Source organism: Aeromonas sp. 600886 (assembly GCF_049174935.1).
In the GTDB taxonomy this organism is placed as follows: Bacteria; Pseudomonadota; Gammaproteobacteria; order Enterobacterales; family Aeromonadaceae; genus Aeromonas; species Aeromonas veronii_A.
The window spans coordinates 89,784-109,995 of sequence record NZ_JAAKUB010000003.1 but is presented as its reverse complement, the minus strand read 5'-3'; the positions used below and the strand labels follow the sequence as shown (position 1 = coordinate 109,995).

18 protein-coding genes and 1 pseudogene are annotated in these 20,212 nt (G+C 59.9%); 15 read left to right on the top strand and 4 right to left on the bottom strand.

The window, feature by feature from the left end; genetic code table 11:
* Positions 1-21: 21 nt before the first annotated feature.
* Positions 22-954, top strand: a complete 933-nt coding sequence (locus G5179_RS03615; protein ID WP_421257885.1) for a GGDEF domain-containing protein — start codon at positions 22-24, stop codon at positions 952-954.
* A 99-nt stretch (positions 955-1,053) separates the two neighbouring features.
* Here the strand turns inward: G5179_RS03615 and crr are convergent, their stop codons facing one another.
* The 4 genes from crr to cysK form a co-directional block, all read right to left on the bottom strand.
* Positions 1,054-1,563, bottom strand: coding sequence for a PTS glucose transporter subunit IIA (crr, locus tag G5179_RS03610; RefSeq protein ID WP_216953167.1), 510 nt, complete (start codon positions 1,561-1,563; stop codon positions 1,054-1,056).
* Positions 1,564-1,607: 44 nt separating this feature from the next.
* Positions 1,608-3,335, bottom strand: a complete 1,728-nt coding sequence (ptsI, locus tag G5179_RS03605; RefSeq protein WP_005347488.1) for a phosphoenolpyruvate-protein phosphotransferase PtsI — start codon at positions 3,333-3,335, stop codon at positions 1,608-1,610.
* Between the two features lie 46 nt (positions 3,336-3,381).
* On the bottom strand, positions 3,382-3,639 hold the full coding sequence (locus G5179_RS03600; RefSeq protein ID WP_005338266.1) for an HPr family phosphocarrier protein: 258 nt from the start codon (positions 3,637-3,639) through the stop codon (positions 3,382-3,384).
* A gap of 440 nt (positions 3,640-4,079) precedes the next feature.
* Complete coding sequence (cysK, locus tag G5179_RS03595) at positions 4,080-5,048, bottom strand: cysteine synthase A (protein WP_005338267.1); 969 nt, start codon at positions 5,046-5,048, stop codon at positions 4,080-4,082.
* A gap of 159 nt (positions 5,049-5,207) precedes the next feature.
* Between cysK and G5179_RS03590 the strand changes: the two genes are divergently transcribed.
* The 14 genes and pseudogenes from G5179_RS03590 to exeK all read left to right on the top strand — a co-directional run bounded on the left by G5179_RS03590 (position 5,208) and on the right by exeK (position 20,140).
* Entirely contained in the window at positions 5,208-6,050 is an 843-nt protein-coding gene (locus G5179_RS03590) for an AAA family ATPase (protein WP_216978327.1), read from the top strand.
* Positions 6,051-6,053: 3 nt separating this feature from the next.
* Positions 6,054-7,217, top strand: a complete 1,164-nt coding sequence (locus tag G5179_RS03585; RefSeq protein WP_421257884.1) for a vWA domain-containing protein — start codon at positions 6,054-6,056, stop codon at positions 7,215-7,217.
* Between the two features lie 54 nt (positions 7,218-7,271).
* Positions 7,272-8,393: a beta-ketoacyl-ACP synthase III gene (locus G5179_RS03580; RefSeq protein ID WP_421257883.1), complete on the top strand. Its 1,122-nt coding sequence runs from the start codon at positions 7,272-7,274 to the stop codon at positions 8,391-8,393.
* Positions 8,394-8,770: 377 nt separating this feature from the next.
* Positions 8,771-10,339, top strand: coding sequence for an ExeA family protein (locus G5179_RS03575; protein ID WP_216953162.1), 1,569 nt, complete (start codon positions 8,771-8,773; stop codon positions 10,337-10,339).
* A complete protein-coding gene (gene exeB / locus G5179_RS03570; protein WP_216978323.1) occupies positions 10,339-11,025 on the top strand; it encodes a GspB family T2SS assembly factor variant ExeB in 687 nt (228 codons plus the stop codon). The genes G5179_RS03575 and exeB overlap by 1 nt, the downstream gene beginning before the upstream one ends.
* Positions 11,026-11,246: 221 nt before the next feature.
* The gene (gene exeC, locus G5179_RS03565) at positions 11,247-12,089 is read left to right on the top strand and encodes a GspC family type II secretion system variant ExeC (protein ID WP_421257882.1); all 843 of its coding nucleotides are present in this window, start codon (positions 11,247-11,249) and stop codon (positions 12,087-12,089) included.
* Between the two features lie 21 nt (positions 12,090-12,110).
* Complete coding sequence (exeD, locus tag G5179_RS03560; RefSeq protein WP_227342243.1) at positions 12,111-14,150, top strand: GspD family T2SS secretin variant ExeD; 2,040 nt, start codon at positions 12,111-12,113, stop codon at positions 14,148-14,150.
* Complete coding sequence (gspE, locus tag G5179_RS03555; RefSeq protein ID WP_323912824.1) at positions 14,150-15,655, top strand: type II secretion system ATPase GspE; 1,506 nt, start codon at positions 14,150-14,152, stop codon at positions 15,653-15,655. Before exeD ends, gspE begins: the two co-directional genes overlap by 1 nt.
* Position 15,656: 1 nt before the next feature.
* Positions 15,657-16,877 carry a GspF family T2SS innner membrane protein variant ExeF gene (exeF, locus tag G5179_RS03550; protein WP_005338296.1) on the top strand — a complete coding sequence of 407 codons (1,221 nt, stop codon included), beginning with the start codon at positions 15,657-15,659 and terminating at the stop codon, positions 16,875-16,877.
* 97 nt (positions 16,878-16,974) lie between these two features.
* Positions 16,975-17,406, top strand: coding sequence for a GspG family T2SS major pseudopilin variant ExeG (gene exeG / locus G5179_RS03545; RefSeq protein WP_005338297.1), 432 nt, complete (start codon positions 16,975-16,977; stop codon positions 17,404-17,406).
* Positions 17,407-17,453: 47 nt separating this feature from the next.
* Positions 17,454-18,026 carry a GspH family T2SS minor pseudopilin variant ExeH gene (exeH, locus tag G5179_RS03540; RefSeq protein ID WP_421257881.1) on the top strand — a complete coding sequence of 191 codons (573 nt, stop codon included), beginning with the start codon at positions 17,454-17,456 and terminating at the stop codon, positions 18,024-18,026.
* Positions 18,023-18,382 (top strand): GspI family T2SS minor pseudopilin variant ExeI, encoded by a 360-nt coding sequence (gene exeI / locus G5179_RS03535; RefSeq protein ID WP_421257880.1) that lies wholly within the window; start codon positions 18,023-18,025, stop codon positions 18,380-18,382. The genes exeH and exeI overlap by 4 nt, the downstream gene beginning before the upstream one ends.
* Positions 18,379-19,026, top strand: a pseudogene (gene gspJ, locus G5179_RS03530) (type II secretion system minor pseudopilin GspJ); the annotation flags it as partial. The gene exeI and the pseudogene gspJ, both read left to right, overlap by 4 nt.
* Positions 19,027-19,138: 112 nt before the next feature.
* Positions 19,139-20,140, top strand: a complete 1,002-nt coding sequence (exeK, locus tag G5179_RS03525; RefSeq protein ID WP_236367996.1) for a GspK family T2SS minor pseudopilin variant ExeK — start codon at positions 19,139-19,141, stop codon at positions 20,138-20,140.
* The last annotated feature ends 72 nt before the right edge of the window (positions 20,141-20,212 follow it).

Genomic DNA, 20,212 nt, shown 5'->3' with positions numbered 1-20,212 from the left:
CAGGGAGCCGCGTTTTCGCCCATGGATGACCAACAACTAGAGCACATTCTGTTTCGCTCCTTTGATGTGATCCCGCTCCCAATCCTGGTGTCCGAGTCGACAGCCAGCCAGGGTCATATGTCACCCGACCGGATCCCCCTGCGTCGCCATCTCTTCCTCAACAGGGCCTTTCGCGAACAGCTGGGCTATGAGCTGCAGGATCTGCCGGACATGGAGAGCTGGTTTCACCTCGCCTATCCCGATGAGAGCTATCGCAACTCGGTAATTCAGGCTTGGCATAACCAGATAGAGCAGAGCCTGCACCATGGACTGGAGGTCGCCGAGATGCCGGCGCTGATCCGATGCAAGAGTGGCCACTCTCGCTGGTTTATCGTCACCGCCCAGCTGGGGGCAGATGCCATCCCGGATAGCCATATCGTCACCTTTCGCGATATCCACGACCTGCAATGCATGGTAGAAGAGGTGAGCCGCCTCTCCTGCACCGATCCCCTCACCGAACTGACCAACCGGCGTGGCGCCCAGCAACAGCTGCAGGCTCTCTGGTTGCAGGGCCAGCCCCTCTCGGTGGTGTTGGGAGATATCGATCATTTCAAGCAGGTCAATGACCGCTACGGCCACCCTGCGGGCGATGCCGCGCTCTGCGCCGTCGCCCACGCCATGGCGGGCCAGCTGTTGCCGGGGGAGAGTCTGGCCCGTTGGGGCGGGGAGGAGTTCCTGCTGATCCTGCCTGGTTGCGATATTGAACAGGCAGCACGGCGCGCCGAACAACTGCGCCAGCATGTCAGTACCACCCGCTTGCCATGGCAAGGAAAACAGATCGCGCTAACCATCAGTCTGGGGTGTGCCAGCATGAAGGGTCAGGAGAGCATCGACTATCTGCTGATGATGGCAGACCGGGCCCTTTATCAGGCGAAGGAGCAGGGACGTAACCGGGTGGTCATCTCGGCACAATAGCCTGATAGCCAGAAAGGGAAGCTCGCACGCAACCATAAAAAAACCGAAGCACCAGGCTTCGGTTTTTTACTGCGGCAACTGGCATAGGCCAGCCGACCATTACTTCTTGATGCGGATAACCGGAGTCTCGCCCACAGTCACGGCACCAGTCATCTTCACCAGCTCTTTGATCTCGTCCATGTTGGAGATGACCACCGGAGTCAGGGTAGATTTGGCTTTTGCTTCCAGAACGGCCAGATCGAATTCGATGATGGTATCACCGCGCTTGACCTGCTGGCCTTCCTGAGCGATACGCTTGAAGCCTTCGCCTTTCAGTTCAACGGTGTCGATACCGAAGTGAACGAACAGCTCGATACCAGAGTCGGACTCCAGAGAGAACGCATGGTTGGTCTCGAAGATTTTTCCGATGGTGCCGTCGCACGGAGCAACCATCTTGTTGCCAGCCGGCTTGATGGCGATACCGTCACCCACGATCTTCTCGGCGAAGACAACGTCAGGCACATCTTCGATCGGCACGATTTCGCCAGACAGCGGAGCAAAGATTTCGATGCCGCCGGTATCAGCACTATCGTCGGACACCAGTTTCTTCAGTTTGTCGAACAGACCCATAGTAAAAGCTCCTAGAGATGATTTGTCGCTGTTTGCAGCCGATCTTAGCAGACTGCCTTCTGCTTGATAAAGTTATCTACGCACGCTTCGATTTCAGCTGCGGTGGCAAAGCTCAATGCCTGGTCAGCCATTGCCTTCACATCTTCGAAGCTGGTGTTGCGGATAAGCTTCTTGATACGCGGTACAGAGATGGCGCTCATGGAGAACTCATCCAGACCCATACCCAGCAGCAGCAGGGTAGCGCGCTCGTCACCAGCCAGTTCACCACACATACCGGTCCACTTGCCTTCGGCGTGGGACGCATCGATAACCATCTTGATCAGGGTCAGGACGGAGGGTGACAGCGGGTTGTACATGGCGGAGATCATCTCGTTACCACGATCGACAGCCAGGGTGTACTGGGTCAGGTCGTTGGTACCGATACTGAAGAAATCCACTTCCTTGGCCAGATGATGAGCCATCACGGCAGCGGCCGGGGTCTCGATCATGATACCCACTTCGATGGATTCATCAAAGGCTTTGCCTTCGGCACGCAGTTCGGCTTTCAGCGTCTCTACGGTAGCTTTCAGGCTACGGAACTCTTCGACAGAGATGATCATCGGGAACATGATGCGCAGTTTGCCGAAGGCAGAGGCGCGCAGAATGGCCCGCAGCTGAGCGTGCATGATGTCTTCGCGGTCGAAGAAAATACGCACTGCACGCCAGCCCAGGAAGGGGTTCATCTCTTTCGGGAAATTCATGTAGGGCAGCTCTTTGTCGCCGCCAATGTCCATGGTACGCACGATGATCGGCTGATCCGGCATCGCTTCGGCCACTTCTTTGTAGGCTTTGAACTGCTCTTCTTCGGTCGGCAGCGCGTCACGGTCCATGAACAGGAACTCGGTACGGTACAGACCCACGCCTTCGGCGCCATTGCGGATAGCACCTTCGGTATCCTTGACGGTACCGATGTTGGCGCACACTTCGACCTGATGACCATCCAGCGTGATGGCAGGTAGATCTTTCAGCTTGGCCAGCTCATCTTTCTCGGCCTGGAACTGAGCTTGGAACTTCTTGGCTTCGGTCAGTTGTTCAGCGGTCGGATTGATGATGATCTGGTTGTTGATCGCATCCAGCACCAGCATGTCACCGTTCTTGACGCGCTCGGTGATGTCGTTGGTGCCTACCACGGCCGGCAGCTCCAGGGAGCGGGCCATGATGGAGGTGTGAGAGGTACGGCCACCGATGTCGGTGACAAAACCCAGCACATATTTCAGGTTGATCTGAGCGGTTTCAGACGGGGTCAGGTCTTTGGCGACCAGGATCACCTCTTCGTCGATGGTGCTCAGGTTGACAACGGCGATGCCCAGTACGTTCTTGACCAGACGGGTACCGATGTCACGGAAGTCGGTAGCGCGTTCGCGCAGATAAGGGTCATCCAGCTCGGCCATCATCTTGGCGTACTGTTCGATCACCTCATAGATGGCTTTGTCAGCGGAAGCCTTGTTCTCTTTGATGAAGGATTTGATATCCCCTTCCAGCTCCTCATCTTCGAGCAGCATGATGTGGCCTTCGAAGATGGCCTCTTTTTCCTCACCGAAGGTGCGACCAGCCATCTCTTTGATGGCTTCCAGCTGGGCAGCTGATTTGGTACGAGCTTCGAGGAAACGGTTGATCTCGGCATCAATCTGGTCAGCAGAGATTTTGCCCTGATTGATAACGATTTCATCTTCTTTCAGAAGAAGCGCCTTACCGAATGCGATACCGGGGGACGCAAGAATGCCAGATATCATAATCCTTCCTATTAAAACGACTGTGGGGGAGGAATCTAAAGCTGGATTACTCCAGCTCGTCCATCAGGGCAACCAGCTTCTCAACAGCTTGCTGAGCATCCGGGCCGTCAGCCTGGATAGTTACGTTGGTACCCTTGGTCAGGCCCAGGGTCTGCAGCTTGAACAGGCTCTTGGCGCTGGCGGACTTGCCACCGGAGACCACAGTGATCTCGCTTTGGAATTCTTTGGCTTCTTTCACGAACTGAGCTGCCGGACGGGTGTGCAGGCCGTTTTCAGCAGTAATAACAACAGACTTCTCGTACATGGTTTCACCCCATATTATTGATATTTTTTGGTGGATTGGTCGTTTTTGAAGCAACCTGACCCACCGTGTCAGTATGGATATGTTGTAAAGTAACGAAAGCAGACCCGCAATGGTTTAATCCAGGTCAAGTTTCTGTGCAGTAATCGGCGCGCTGGTTGGCAATTTTCAGTTATTGGGCTACAAGCCGCATCAGGACTGGCCTGAAATTATTTTATAACGAAAAATAACACTTTGTTACTTTGTGATACCCAGCCAGCAAACACCGCGTGACGCCGCACAGGATATGAGATTTAGAGCGGAATGTCTGCTTTTTTTCTCACTCCCAAGCTTGTTATTTTACCCCAAAAAATAAGGATCAAGTGACACTATCAGGGGTTGAGTCTAGCCCATAAAGAAGCGGCGCTCTTGGGAGCGCCGCTGTTTTGAAAGATTCCGATCAGTTACTGCTGCAGTTCCTGCTCGCTGAACACCCCGGCAAACAGGGCGCTGGAGAGGTAACGCTCCGCCGCACTCGGCAGGATGACCACAATGGTTTTGCCCGCAAATTCCGGCAGCTCGGCAAGACGGCTGGCTGCCACCACCGCAGCACCGGAGCTGATACCGGCCAGGATCCCCTCCTCCTCCATCAGACGACGGGCCATCTCGATGGCTTCATCGCTGGTCACCTTCTCCACCCGGTCGATGAGGGAGAGGTCCAGGTTGCCCGGGATAAAGCCGGCGCCGATCCCCTGGATCTTGTGGGGGCCCGGTTTGATCTCTTCCCCGGCCAGCTTCTGGCTGATGACCGGCGACTCGGCTGGTTCGACCGCGACAGAGACCACCGCCTTGCCTTTAGTCTGCTTCAGATAGCGGGAGACACCGGTAATGGTGCCGCCGGTACCGACCCCAGCCACGAACACATCCACTTCGCCGTCAGTGGCATCCCAAATCTCGGGGCCGGTGGTCTTTTCGTGGATCTCCGGGTTGGCCGGGTTTTCAAACTGTTGCAGCAACACATACTTGCCCGGCTCGGACTCAAGGATCTCGTTGGCCTTGGCAATGGCACCCTTCATGCCGAGCGGCCCTTCGGTCAGCACCAGATTGGCACCGAGCGCCTTGAGCAGCTTGCGGCGCTCCAGGCTCATGGTGGCCGGCATGGTCAGGGTGATGGGATAGCCGCGAGCTGCCGCGACAAAGGCCAGAGCAATACCCGTGTTGCCGCTGGTGGGCTCGATGATCTCCTTACCCTTGGTCAGGATACCGCGCTTCTCGGCATCCCAGATCAGGTTGGCACCGATCCGGCACTTGACGCTGAAGCTGGGGTTGCGGCTCTCGATCTTGGCCAGCACGCGACCTTTGGTAACACGGTTGAGACGAACCAGCGGGGTGTGACCGATAGTCTGGCTGTTGTCCTCAAAAATTTTGCTCATGGCGCTATCCCTGTGTTTGTTACGACGATGAAACAAGATTACCCTGTGGTTTCTGAATGAGAAGTGACTATTCGTTATAACCATATGGTATTACAACATATAGAGCTTATTCTCTCTGGCCCCTGACTCCGGGCGCCAATCGTCAAAGGAACCGACGTTATGGGATTTTCAGGAAGCAGCCAGTATCTCGCCTCCGATGCATTGAAGATGGCGGTCAATGCCGCCATCACCCTCGAAAAACCGCTGCTGATCAAAGGGGAGCCGGGCACCGGCAAGACGGTGCTGGCGGAAGCGGTCGCCGACCATCTCGGCACCGACCTCATTGCCTGGCATATCAAGTCCACCACCAAGGCCCAACAGGGACTCTACGAATATGATGCGGTGGCCCGGCTGCGGGACTCCCAGCTCGGCGACCCCAGAGTGGCCGATATCAGCCACTACATTCGTAAAGGCAAACTGTGGCAGGCCTTCAGCGCCGAGCAGCGACCTGTGCTGCTGATCGACGAGATCGACAAGGCCGACATCGAATTCCCCAACGATCTGCTGCTGGAGCTGGATCGGATGGAGTTCGACGTCTACGAGACAGGCGAGCGAGTCAAGGCACGCCAGCGGCCTGTGGTCATCATCACCTCCAACAATGAGAAAGAGCTGCCGGACGCCTTCCTGCGCCGCTGTTTCTTCCACTACATCCGCTTCCCCGACAAGGTCGAGATGCAGGCCATCGTCAAACTCCACTACCCCGACCTCAAGGAGAGCCTGCTTGGCGAGGCAATGGATCTCTTCTTCGAGCTGCGCGAGGTAGAGGGGCTGCGCAAGAAACCCTCCACCTCGGAGCTGCTGGACTGGATCCGCCTGCTCTTGGCCGACGATATCGCCCCCGAGGCGATGCGCGCCCGCGAGCCCGGCAAGCTGGTGCCCACGCTATATGGCGCCCTGCTCAAGACCGAGCAGGATTTGCATCTCTTCGAGAAGCTCGCCTTTCTGGCCCGGCGCGGCAGCTGAACCATGCTGATCGACTTTTTTACCCACCTGCGCCGCCACAAGCTCCCCTGCAGCCTGCGTGAGCTGCTGGACTTGCACGCCGCACTGGCTGCCCGGCTGGTCGCTGTCGATATGGAGGAGTTCTACCAACTCTCCCGCTGCCTGCTGGTAAAAGACGAGGCCCACTACGATCGCTTCGATCGCGCCTTCGCCGAATACTATGAGGGGCTGGACGCCATCCCCCTGCTGCCGGAAAGCCTGCCCGAGGAGTGGCTGCGCAAGGAGTTCGAGCGACTGTTGAGCCCAGAGGAGAAGGCGCTGCTCAAATCCCTTGGCGGACTCGACAAGCTGCTGGAGACCCTCAACCAACGGTTAAGCGAGCAGAAAGAGCGCCACGCCGGCGGCAACAAGTGGGTAGGGACCGGTGGCAGCAGCCCGTTTGGCCATGGCGGTTTTCACCCCGAGGGGGTGCGCATGGGTGGAGAGAGGCAGCACGGCAAGGCGGCCAAGGTGTGGGAGGCCCGTCACTATCGCAACTTCAGCGACGACTCGCCGCTCGGCCAGCGCGCCATTCAGCTGGCGCTGCGCAAGCTCCGACGCTGGGTGCGCAAAGGCAATCCCGACGAGCTGGATCTCGACGACACCATAAAAAGTTCGGCCCGCCAGGGCTGGCTCGATGTGAAGCTGCGGCCCGAGCGCCACAACGGGGTCAAGCTGCTGGTTTTTTTCGATGTGGGGGGCTCCATGGATGCTCACGTGGCCGAGGTGCAGCGCCTCTTCTCCGCCCTGCGCCACGAGTTCAAGCATCTGGAGTACTTCTATTTTCACAACTGTCTCTACGACTTCGTCTGGAAGGATAACGCCCGCCGCTTTGAGGAGCGGTTCGATACCCTGCGGCTGCTGCGCACCTATGGCAGCGACTACCGGGTGATCCTGGTGGGGGATGCCACCATGGGCCCCTACGAGATCACCTGGCCCGGCGGCAGCGTCGAGCAGTGGAACGAGGAGTCGGGTCAGGTGTGGCTCACCCGCTTGCAGCAGCACTTTCCCAAACTGGTTTGGATCAATCCCACCCCGCGGCGGGAGTGGCTCTGGCATCCCTCCATCAAACTGATGAATGACGTGGTTGGCGGACGGATGCATCCGCTGACTCTGGCGGGTCTCGCTGCGGCGATCGACCAGCTGTAACCCTCTCTACCCTATAAACCGACAAGCCGGGAACGCACCCGGCGAGGAGCAAAGATGACCTCTATCGTGATCAGTGGCTCAGGCCTCTATACCCCACCCTTTGCCGTCAGCAATGAAGAGCTGGTGGCCGCCTTCAACCAGTATGTGGATCTCTACAACGAGGAGAACGCCTCCGCCATCGACGCCGGCCAGCTCCCCGCCAAGCAGCACTCCAGTTGCGAGTTCATCGAGAAGGCGTCCGGCATCAAAAGCCGTTATCTGGTGAGCCGCGAAGGGGTACTCAACCCCGACATCATGCAACCGCTGCTGGCGGAGCGGCCCGATGAGATGCCCTCCATCATGGTGGAGATGGCGGTGGCTGCCGCCGAGCAGGCGCTGATCGCCGCCGGCCGCGAGCCGGGTGAGATCGATCTGGTCATCGTCGCTGCCTCCAACATGCCACGCCCCTATCCGGCGCTGGCCATCGAGCTGCAGCACTATCTGGGAGCAAGCGGCATGGCCTTTGACATGAACGTGGCCTGCTCGTCTGCCACCTTCGGCATCAAGACAGCCGCCGACATGCTGGCGGCAGGCACCGCCAACGTGGCGCTGGTAGTCAATCCGGAGATCTGCTCGGGGCACCTCAATTTTCGCGATCGTGATAGCCACTTTATCTTCGGCGATGCCTGCACCGCGGTGCTGCTGGAGCGAGCGGAAGATTGCAAGGTGGCCAACCCGTGGCAACTGGTAGCCAGCAAGCTGGTGACCCAGTACTCCAACAACATCCGCAACAACTTCGGCTTTCTGAACCGGCTGAGCCCGCGCACCCGCTACGGCGACGACAAGCTGTTTCGCCAGCAGGGGCGCAAGGTGTTCAAGGAGGTGTTGCCACTGGTGTGCGACCAGATTGCCAACCAGCTCGATGAGCAGGGCTGGCCCGCCGAGAGCCTGAGCCGGCTCTGGCTCCATCAGGCCAACCTCACCATGAACCAGTTCATCGGTCGCAAGCTGCTGGGCCACGATGCCAGCCAGCAGGAGGCGCCGGTCATTCTTGATAGCTATGGTAATACCAGCTCGGCGGGTTCCATCATCGCGTTTCATCTGTACAATCGCGACCTTCCTGCGGGGGCTCGCGGCGTACTGTGCTCCTTTGGCGCAGGCTACTCCATCGGTAGCCTGCTGCTACAACGACAGTAACAGAGTGCGCGGGGAGAGTGGCCCGCGCCCTGTACTCTGATTGGGGTTTGGCGCTGTTTCGCCGCTAGCCCCTCTCTCGGTTCACCCTTGCGAGAGGAGAAAACGGGCATAAATAGTGGCCAGACCATGACTATTGATCCGAAAACACCGGACTACTGTGACAACGCATACCGACAAGCCATTGATGAAAAACTTATTTTTCAGATTGGTTGCAATTTTTGAGTACCATGGTGCAACCGGGCGATATCTGGATCACAAGATGACAGGAAAAGGCTGCAATTTGTCATCCTTTGCCAATGATGGCTTCCAATGAATTCGAGGTTTGCTATCATCCGGAGACATTTCTTATCTGTCGCCGGCTACAAAAGAATCCCCTCATGTACACACAGTTCTTCGGCCTATCGGAACCGCCTTTCTCCATCTCGCCCAATCCCAAGTACCTCTATATGAGTGAGCGCCACGGCGAAGCCCTTGCTCACCTCAACTACGGATTGCAGGATGGTGGCGGCTTTGTGCTGCTGACCGGCGAAGTGGGCACCGGCAAAACCACCGTCTCCCGTTGCCTGCTGCAGCAGTTGCCAGCAGATACCGAGATCGCCTACATCCTCAACCCCTCCCTGACCGAACGGGATCTGCTGGCAGCCATCTGCGACGAGTTTCAACTCCCCTACCCCGCCGAGGCCGGGATCAAGCAACTGTTCGACCTGATCCGCGACCACCTGCTGGCCAACCTGACCGCAGGCAAGCGCAGCGTGGTACTGGTGGATGAGGCCCAACATCTGTTGCCCGGGGTGTTGGAGCAGTTGCGTCTGCTCACCAACCTGGAAACCGACGAGAAAAAACTGCTGCAAATCGTGCTGATCGGCCAACCCGAACTGCAACAGATGCTGCGCCAGCCCCTGTTGCGCCAACTGGCCCAGCGCATCACCGCCCGCTACCACCTGCTGCCCCTCTCCGCCACCGATGTGGATGCCTACGTCCGCTTCCGGCTGCAAGTAGCCGGTTGTGTGCAGCCCATTTTTACCCCCAGAGCGATCCAGACGCTGCATCGGCTCTCCGGCGGCATTCCGCGCCTGATCAACCTCATCTGCGATCGCGCCCTGCTCGCCGCCTTCGCCCGTGGCAGCTACAAGATTGTTCATGGCGACATCAGCCAGGCAGCGTTCGAGGTGAGCGGCGTCCGTGATGAGGGGAGCTGGCTTTCCGGTCTGATGGTGACACTGGCTGGCGCCTTGCTGGTAGCTGCAGGCTGGTGGGGTTGGCAATTTTTCGGCGTATTCCCCGAACGGCCTGTGGTCAAGGTCGAGGTGCCTGTCACCGTTGACGAGACCGCCGAACAACAGGAACAGTTGACCGAGGCGATCAATCAGGCCCTCGACCCCGAGAGCGCCATGCAGAATCTCTATCGGGTCTGGGGCTATGAACCGGAACCGTTCGATGCCACCTGTGACAACGCCCCTCGCGCCGGTCTGCGCTGCCAGGAGGGAGAGGCAAGCCTCGAGGAGCTGCGCGCCCTGCAGCATCCCGCCATGATCACGCTCACTGACCAGACTGGCGGCCTCTACTACGCGACTCTGGTCAATCTGGGGCCAAGCAAGGCCAGCCTGATGATCGGCAACCAAAGCTGGCAAGTGGATCGCCAGTGGCTCAGCGACAACTGGGGTGGCAGCTATACCCTGCTCTGGCGCATGCCGAAAGGGGGCGTCAGCCTGATCGCCAGCAATGCCGGACAGACCCAGATCCAGTGGCTCGACAACGCTCTGAGCCGAGCATTGCAACAACCCGAACGCAAGGTGCGCCGTTTCGATGGCGAGCTCAAGAACAAACTGCAGCAGTTCCAGCGGGATCAGGGGCTCACCCCTGACGGCATCGCTGGCAGCAACACCCTGCTGCGGCTCAACGCACTCTCCGGCGAACCCATGCCAAGACTGGAGGAGACCTCCTGATGTCTACCCTGCTCAATGCCCTGCGCCGTGCCCAGCAGCCTTCGCAACAGAGCCATATTCCCGCCATGGGGTTGGCGATAGCCCGCGAGGAGGCGCAACCCGCGCGTCGCGTCGGCTGGTTGCTGGCGCCCCTTGCCCTGCTGCTGGGGGCGGGTGCCAACTATGGCTGGCATCTAATCCACCTGCGTCCCATCGAGGAGAAGGTGGAGGTAAAAGAGGTGATTGCCTCCCCCTTCGTGCGGGTTGAGCCCAAGGCGATGGTGACCCGTCCGCTGCCCCCGCCCCTGCCGGAACCTGTAGTGCAGCAGCCCAGGGTCGCAGCGGCTGCCAGCAATCCGGCAGCCAGTCGACCAACCTTGGCCGAACAGCTGATGCGCGCCCTCAACGAAACACCGCTGCAACAAGAATCGGGTACAGTTTCCCAAAGCGTGCAGCCGGCCCAGTTGATGTCGCTGAATGCCGCTCCGCTTTCGGTTCGCCAGCAAGTGCCCGCATTCAGCTATGGCTCCCATGTGTTCTCATCCAATCCGGCCAAGCGGGCCGTGGTGCTCAATGGCCGCGAATACCGGGAAGGGAGCGAAATAGCCCCCGGGGTCGTGCTCGCCACCATCGACCAGCAGTACATTGTGCTGGATGTCGGAGGCCAGAGCGTAACCCTCAAGGCGTTGCAGGATTGGCAAGGGTGAGTACACACCTTCCCCTGATAATCGCTGGCAAGCAGGATGCACCTCGCCTGAGTGCCACTTTTATGAGCATTCAAAGGTTTACGGTGTGATGAAATATCCATTTTTACGGTTTGGTGCGCCCCGACCCGTTGTGTCACAGCACGCAGCCGTACACAATACGCAGCCGCCCCAGAGCCTGGAATTTGTTGATTAATATGACGCTACGATTCAGGGATGACATCTTGACCCTGCTGCTGGCCCGGTGCCGGCTGCTTCCTTTGACTCGCGTCACCGGAGTGTTCTTTCTGGCGCTGCTGCTGATGTTGGCCCAGCAGAGCGCAGCCCTCACCTGGCGCTTGCTCACTCTGGCAAACCCGCAATCCAGCCAGCCGTGGCAACCCTCCACCGTGGCGGTCAGCGGCCAGAGCAGTCCGCGCCTTGAATTGGGCGAGGTGAGCCGACTGGCGCTGTTTGGCAAGGCGATCCCCAAGGCGCAGGCAAAAACCGCCGTGGCCGCCAATGCGCCGCGCACCCAGCTCAATGCCCAGCTCAACGGGGTGTTGGCCAGCTCAGATCCGGCCAAATCCATCGCCATCATCGCCATGTCCGGCATCCAGAACTCCTACGGGGTTGGCGACATGATTGACGGCACCCAGGCGCGGATCCGGCAGGTCTATCCGGATCGGGTCATCATAGAGCGGGATGGCCGCGACGAGACCCTGATGCTGGATGGCGAGGAGTATGGCAAGCCGCTACCGCAAACAACAAATACCACTCTCCTTGGCTCTCTGCGCAGCGAGCTGATGGCCGATCCGGGCAAGATCACTGATTACCTCAATATTTCACCGGTTCAGATGGATGGCCGCATGGCCGGTTATCGCCTCAACCCGGGCAACAATCCGGAATTTTTCAACCAAAGCGGGCTGCAGGCCAATGATCTGGCCATCAGCATCAACGGACTGGATCTGCGTGACAACATGCAAGCCATGCAGGCGATGCAGCAGCTGGCTGGCGCAACGGAAATGACAGTAACCGTCGAGCGGCAGGGCGAACAGTTCGACATCTATGTGCGCTTGTCAGAATAATGATTTGGAGTCGTACCAATAATGACCACTAAAGGGAAAGGCTGGCGTCTGGCCACTATCGCAGCGGCTCTGATGATGGCGGGCTCAGCCTGGGCCACCGAGTACTCTGCCAGCTTCAAGAACGCCGACATCGAAGAATTTATCAATACGGTGGGCAAAAACCTCAACAAGACCATCATCATAGAGCCCTCGGTGCGCGGCAAGATCAACGTGCGCAGCTACGACCTGCTCAACGAGGAGCAGTACTACCAGTTCTTCCTGAGTGTGCTCGATGTCTACGGCTTTGCCGTGGTGCCGATGAATAACGGCGTGCTCAAGGTGCTCCGCTCGCGGGATGCCAAAACCTCCGCCATTCCGGTGGTGGATGGCAATAACCCGGGAGTGGGCGACGAGATGGTGACCAGAGTCGTGCCGGTACGCAACGTCTCGGTGCGTGAACTGGCTCCCCTGCTGCGCCAGCTCAACGACAACGCCGGTGGGGGCAACGTGGTGCACTACGAGCCATCAAACGTACTGCTAATCACCGGCCGCGCCGCCGTGGTCAACCGTCTGGTGGAAGTGGTGAACCGGGTCGACCGCGCAGGCGATCAGGATGTGGACATCATCAAGCTGAGATATGCCTCGGCCGGCGAGATGGTGCGGCTGGTGACCAACCTCAACAAGGATGGCAATCCACAAGGGGGCACCGCCTCCCTGTTGCTGTCGCCCAAGGTGGTGGCCGACGAGCGTACCAACTCTGTGGTGGTGAGCGGTGAGCCGAAAGCGCGCGCCCGCATCATCCAGATGGTTCGCCAGCTCGACCGCGACCTGCAGAGTCAGGGCAACACCCGGGTCTTCTATCTCAAATATGGCAAGGCCAAGGATATGGTCGATGTGCTCAAGGGGGTCAGCTCCAGCATAGAGGCTGACAAGAAGGGGGGCGGAGCAACCACAGGGGGCGCCAGCATCGGCGGTGGCAAGCTGGCCATCTCTGCCGACGAGGCAACCAATGCCCTGGTCATCACCGCCCAGCCGGATGTGATGGCGGAACTGGAGCAGGTGGTGGCCAAGCTCGATATCCGTCGCGCCCAGGTGCTGGTAGAAGCGATCATCGTCGAAATTGCCGACAGTGACGGCCTCAATCTGGGCGTGCAGTGGGCCAACACCAACGCTGGCGGCACCCAATTTACCAACACAACACTGCCCATTGGCGGAGCCATCGCAGCCGGTAAGGATTACCAGGATGGCAATACCGAGACAGCTACCAACTTGCTTGGGAGCTTTAACGGGATGGCCGCCGGTTTCTATCACGGCGATTGGGCCATGTTGGCGACGGCTCTAGCCTCCAATACCAAGAGCGATATTCTCTCAACCCCGAGTATCGTCACCATGGACAACAAGGAGGCCTCCTTCAATGTCGGACAGGAGGTGCCGGTGCAGAGCGGTTCACAAAGCTCCACCACCAGCGATCAGGTGTTCAACACCATAGAGCGCAAGACGGTGGGCACCAAGCTTACTGTTACGCCGCAGATTAACGAAGGGGACTCGGTACTGCTCAACATCGAGCAGGAGGTCTCCAGCGTCGCCAAGGTCGTATCAGACAGTACCAAGGGACTAGGCCCCACCTTCGATACCCGCACGGTGAAAAACGCCGTACTGGTGAAGAGTGGCGAGACGGTGGTACTGGGTGGCCTGATGGATGAGCAGACCAAGGAGGAAGTTTCCAAGGTACCGTTACTCGGCGATATCCCGGTACTGGGTTACCTGTTCCGCTCCACCAGCACCAACACCAACAAGCGCAACCTGATGGTCTTTATCCGGCCCACCATCTTGCGTGATGCGGAGGTTTATACCGGCGTCTCCAGTAACAAGTACAGCCTGTTCCGCGCCGAACAGCTCAATGCTGCCGCCCAGGAGGGGTATCTCACCTCGCCCGCCCGTCAGGTTTTGCCCGTCTATGGCCAGGATGTGATGATGTCACCCGAAATCCGGCAGGAAGTGGAAAATCAGATGGAGCAGATAAAACGCCGCCAGCAGAACACAGCTGACAGCACCACCCCCTTTGTGCAGAGCCGTCCCTGATGAGTGCCTACCATCTTGATGGCGGCGAGTTGCCGCCCCCGCTGCCGGAGCTGCCCTTCGCCTTTGCCCGCAACTTCGGGGTGATCCTGATTGAGCGGGACGGCGCCCCCGTGCTGCAGTGCCGCCCCGGCGTCACCCCGCAGGCCCTGCTGGAAGTGCGGCGGGTAGCAGGTTGCAGCTTCGCGGTGGAGCAGCTCGACAACGAGGCCTTCGAAGAGCTGCTGATGGCCCACTATCAGCGCGACTCCTCCGAGGCACGCCAGCTGATGGAAGATCTCGGCAACGAGATGGACTTCTTCGCCCTGGCCGAAGAGCTGCCGCAAAGCGAAGATCTGCTGGACGCAGATGACGACGCCCCCATCATTCGCCTCATCAACGCCATGTTGAGCGAGGCGATCAAGGAGGAGGCCTCCGATATCCATATCGAGACCTTCGAGCGGGCACTGGTCATTCGTTTTCGCATCGATGGGGTGCTGCGGGAGATCCTGCGTCCCCATCGCAAGCTGGCATCACTCCTGGTTTCGCGGATCAAGGTCATGTCGCGGATGGACATCGCCGAGAAGCGGGTGCCGCAGGATGGCCGTATCTCATTGCGTATCGGCGGCCGCGCCGTCGACGTGCGGGTCTCCACCATGCCGTCCAGCTACGGCGAGCGGGTGGTATTGCGTCTGCTCGACAAGAACACCATTCGCCTCGAGCTCAAGCAGCTCGGCATGACGGCGCGCAACCGCAGCATCATCAGCGAACTTATTCGCAAGCCCCATGGCATCATTCTGGTCACCGGCCCGACCGGTTCCGGTAAATCCACCACCCTCTATGCGGCGCTGTCAGAAATCAACTCGCGGGATCGCAACATCCTGACGGTGGAAGACCCCATCGAATATGACCTCGAAGGGGTGGGCCAGACCCAGGTCAACAGCAAGGTGGACATGACCTTCGCCCGCGGTCTGCGCGCCATTCTGCGCCAGGATCCGGACGTAGTGATGGTGGGGGAAATTCGTGACCTCGAGACCGCCCAGATCGCGGTACAGGCCTCCCTCACCGGTCACCTGGTAATGTCGACCCTGCACACCAACACCGCCATCGGCGCCATCACCCGGATGCGGGACATGGGGATCGAGCCCTTCCTGCTCTCCTCGTCGCTCTTGGCGGTGCTGGCCCAGCGGCTGGTGCGTACCCTCTGCCCCGATTGCCGCGCCTCGCGTCCGGCCACCGAGCAGGAGCGACTTGCAATGGGTATCACACTGGAACCTGATCAGCCTATCTGGCATCCGGTGGGCTGCGAACAGTGCAACCACACCGGCTATCGTGGCCGGACCGGCATCCACGAACTGGTGGTGGTGGACGAGGCGGTGCGTGAAGCCATTCACGGCGCCAGCGGCGAGATGGCCATTGAACGGCTGATCCGCGGCCATACCCCCAGCATCCGCCGCGACGGTATCGACAAGGTGCTCAAAGGGCAGACCAGCCTCGAAGAGGTACTGCGCGTGACCCGGGAAGATTGAGATGGCGGCATTCGAATACAAGGCCCTCGACAACAAGGGGCGTAGCAAGAGCGGCGTGATGGAGGGTGACTCGGCCCGTCAGGTGCGCCAGCTGCTGCGCGAGCAGGGGCTCACTCCCCTCGAGGTAAACGAGACCACCGAGAAGGCGAAACGGGAGGCAACCCGCTTCGCCCTGTTTCGGCGTGGCGCCAGCACAGCCGAGCTGGCCCTGATCACTCGCCAGCTGGCGACCCTGGTCGGTGCCGGCCTCACCATCGAAGAGGCCCTCAAGGCGGTGGCCGAGCAGTGCGAAAAAGCTCACTTGCGCTCTCTGGTGGCCACCGTGCGCAGCAAGGTAGTGGAAGGGTATTCGCTGGCCGACTCGCTGGGGGCCTTTCCCCATGTATTTGACCAGCTGTTTCGCTCCATGGTGGCGGCCGGTGAAAAATCGGGCCATCTGGAGAAGGTGCTCAACCGCCTCGCCGACTACACCGAGCAGCGCCAGCATATGCGCACCAAGCTGCTGCAGGCGATGATCTACCCCATCGTGCTCACCTGCGTCGCCATTGGGGTTATCTCGATCCTGCTTACCGCCGTGGTACCCAAGGTAGTGGCCCAGTTTGAACACATGGGCCAGCAGCTGCCGGGCACCACCCGCTTTCTCATCGGCACCAGCGAACTGATGCAGGCCTACGGCCTCTGGTTCCTGCTGCTGATCTTCCTGGGCAGCTTTGTCTGGCGCTGGTGGCTCACCGACGAGAAGCGCCGCCGACGCTGGCATCAGGTGCTGCTCGGCCTGCCGGTGATTGGCCGGGTCAGTCGCGGTCTCAACACCGCCCGCTTCGCTCGCACGTTAAGCATCCTCAACGCCAGTGCGGTGCCGCTGCTGGAGGGGATGAAGATCTCCGGCGAAGTGCTCTCTAACGACTTTGCCAGAATGCGCATTCTCGAGGCCGCCGAACGGGTGCGCGAGGGGACCAGTCTGCGCAAGTCGCTGACCGAGACCAAAATTTTCCCGCCCATGATGCTGCACATGATCGCCTCAGGCGAGCAGAGTGGCGAGCTTGACAGCATGCTGGAGCGGGCGGCGGACAACCAGGATCGGGAGTTTGAATCCCAGGTCAATATCGCCCTCGGGGTGTTCGAACCCATGCTGGTGGTCTCCATGGCCGGGGTGGTGCTGTTTATCGTGATGTCGATCCTGCAGCCGATCCTCGAGCTCAACAATATGGTGAATATGTAAGTTTCCGGTGTTCGGTGGCGCCGCTGGCGGCCTGTCGAACCCACCCAGTGATCACTCTCTGATGGGCCATCCCATCTCATTCGTTACGGAGCAACTCATGAACAAACGTCGTCAATCCGGTTTTACCCTGCTGGAAGTCATGGTGGTCATCGTGATCCTCGGCATTCTGGCCAGTCTGGTGGTGCCCAACCTGATGGGCAACAAGGAGAAGGCTGACCAGCAGAAAGCGGTCTCCGATATCGTGGCGCTGGAAAACGCCCTCGACATGTACAAGCTGGACAACAACCGCTACCCGACCACAGAACAGGGTCTGGATGCGCTGGTGACCAAGCCTTCCATCGATCCGGCGCCGCGCAGCTACCGCGATGGCGGCTACATCAAGCGCCTGCCGCAAGATCCCTGGGGCAACCCGTACCAGCTGCTGAGCCCGGGCCAGTTCGGCAAGATCGACATTTTCTCCATGGGTCTGGATGGTGAAGCCGGTACCGATGACGACATCGGCAACTGGAACCTGAAGGATTTCCAATAAGTGATGTGCCGCCACCGTATGCACTCCGCCTTGCTGGAGCAGCCTGAATGAAGGCTGCGCCATCTGCTCGTCGCCAAGCCGGCTTTACCCTGCTGGAGGTGTTGCTCGTTGCAATGCTGATGGGACTGGTGGCCACCGCCGTCACCCTCAGCATGGGAGGCACCAGAGGGGATCGGGAGCTGGACAAGCAGGCGCGTCGCCTGATGGCGACCCTGCAGCTGGCGCAGGAGTATGCAGTGATGGATGGTCGGCTGGTGGGCATTCGCATCGAGGATAACGGCTGGCAGTTTATGCAGCGTCAGGCCAAGGATCGCAAGTGGCTGGCCCTGACTGGCGACAAGCAGCTGGGGCCGGTACAACTGGCCGAGAACATGACGCTGGCACTGGAGCTGGAAGGCTTTGGCTGGCAGCCGGACTCCGACGAGAAAACCGAACAGAAGCGCGACGAGAAGGAGCGCACGCCGCAGCTGCTTATTTTCCCGGGCGGCGAGCTGAGCCCGTTCGTGCTCACCTTTACCCAGCAGGATGACGATGCCCGCTACACCCGCATCGTCAAAGGGGATGAGTTCGGCCGCCTCACCCTGCTCACCGGCGATGAAGATGAAGAGGTGAGCGAATGAACGCCAGGGGCATGACACTACTCGAAGTCATGGTCGCACTGGCCGTCTTTGCCATCGCGGGTCTCGCGGTAATGAAAACCACCAGCGAACACCTCTCGGCCCTCAACTATCTGGAGCAGAAGACACTCGCCACCTGGGTGGTAGAGAACCAGCTGGTGCAACAGAAGCTCGAGAACAAGTGGCCTGGTGACAGCTGGGTGGAAGGGGATGAGCAGATGGCGGGCAGCACCTGGTACTGGCGCTATCGCGGCGTCGCCACCGCCGACAACAACTTCCGGGCGCTCGATATGGAAGTGCGTACCGAGGCCAAGGCCGAGAACCCGGTCGCCATGATGCGGACCTATATCAGCCGATGACCCAGCTATCCGCCCGCACGCCCCGCCCCGTCCGCCATGCCGGTTTTACCCTGCTCGAAATGCTGGTGGCCATCGCCATCTTCGCCAGCCTCAGCATGGGCGCCTATCAGGTGCTGCAGGGAGTGCTCACCAGCGACGAGGTAGCCAAGCGCAAGGAGGCTCGCCTCAACGAATTGCAGCTCGCCTTCACCCTGCTGGAGCGAGACATCACCCAGATGGTGCCGCGCAGCGGCCGCATCGAGGGGGAGAACAACAAGGTGCTGCTGGCGGCTTCCCGCTTCGGCCAGCAGAGCGATGACTGGGGCATGGCCTTTATGCGCAGCGGCTGGCTCAACCCGGACGGCATGCTGCCCCGCTCCCATCTGCAGCGGGTCGGCTGGCGACTCAAGGATCAGAAGCTGGAGCGCCTGAGCTACCTCTATCCGGATCCGGTGATCGGCACCGAGCCGCGCATCCAACCGGTGCTGACAGGGATCACGGCGTTTCGCCTCTACTTCTTCGACAAGGGCAACTGGAAAGAGGAGTGGAGCCAGCGCAGCGTGCTGCCCTACGGGCTGGCAGTGGAGCTGGATCTGGAAGATTACGGCACCATTCGCCGTCAGTTCCTGATTGGCGCCGGTGGCCAGCGCGCCGAAGAGAACAGCCAGAGCAGCAACCCCGACCAGGGGGGCGGCAACAACAGCAATAACGGGAACAACGGCGGCAACGGCAATACCAATGGCGGTAATGGTGACAGCCAGAACGGAGGGGGCGCCAATGCGGGCTAATCTCGCCGCTCCCGGCCGCCAGCGCGGCATGGCGCTGCTGGTGGTGCTGCTGATCCTCTCGGTAATGGTGATCATCGCCAGCAATATGAGCGGCCGCCTACAGCTTGAGCTGCGCCGCACCGCCAACATCACCACCGGCAAACAGGCGTGGTGGTATGCCCTCTCGGCGGAAGCGCTGGTGAGCAAGGTGCTGACGCAGGATTTCAAGGACAACCCCGAGGTGGTCAACCTCAGCCAGAACTGGGCCCGCAAGAACACTGTGTTTCCGGTGGACGATGGCCAGCTCAAGGGCGAGGTGACCGACCTGCAATCCTGCTTCAACCTCAACAGCCTGAGCGTGGCCTCCAAGGCGGGGAGCGGCGAGGAGCTGGCGCAGCAGCCCTATCCGGTGCAGGTGTTTCGCGAACTGCTCAAGCAGCTGGCGATGGATGATTACGAGGCGGCCCAGCTCACCGATGCCATCCGTGACTGGACTGACAAGGATACGGTGCTGGTATCCAGCCTTGGCGCAGAGGACGCCTATTACGAGGGGCTCAAGCCACCCTATCTGACCGCCAACCAGTGGATGCTGGGCAAGGACGAGCTGAGGGCGGTGCGCGGGGTGACGGCCAGGGTCTATGCCAAACTGGCCCCCTATGTCTGCACCCTGCCCAGCGACAAGTTGAAGATCAATATCAATACCCTTGCCCCCCAGCGCCCCGAGCTGCTGGTCGCCCTCTATCTGGGCACTATCGGGCTGGATGACGCCAAGCGGGTGCTGAACGAGCGGCCACAAAAGGGGTGGAAAGAGAGCAAGCTGATGACAGACATGCTCGCTCCGGTCGATTCGGTGAAAGGGCTGAAAGAAGCGCTGGTGGTCAAGAGCGACTTCTTCGAAGCCCGAGTCGTGGCAGAGGTCGGCGATAACCGGGCCTGGCTCGAAACCCTGTTCCAGCGGGGCAAGGACAATAAACTGGTGATGCTGCGCCGCCTCAGTAGCGGCGCCGAATAAACAGCGCACCTGCAGGCCATCGCCCGCGGGTACGAGAGATGTTGGATGCAGCCTGCGGGCTGCGCACCGGTT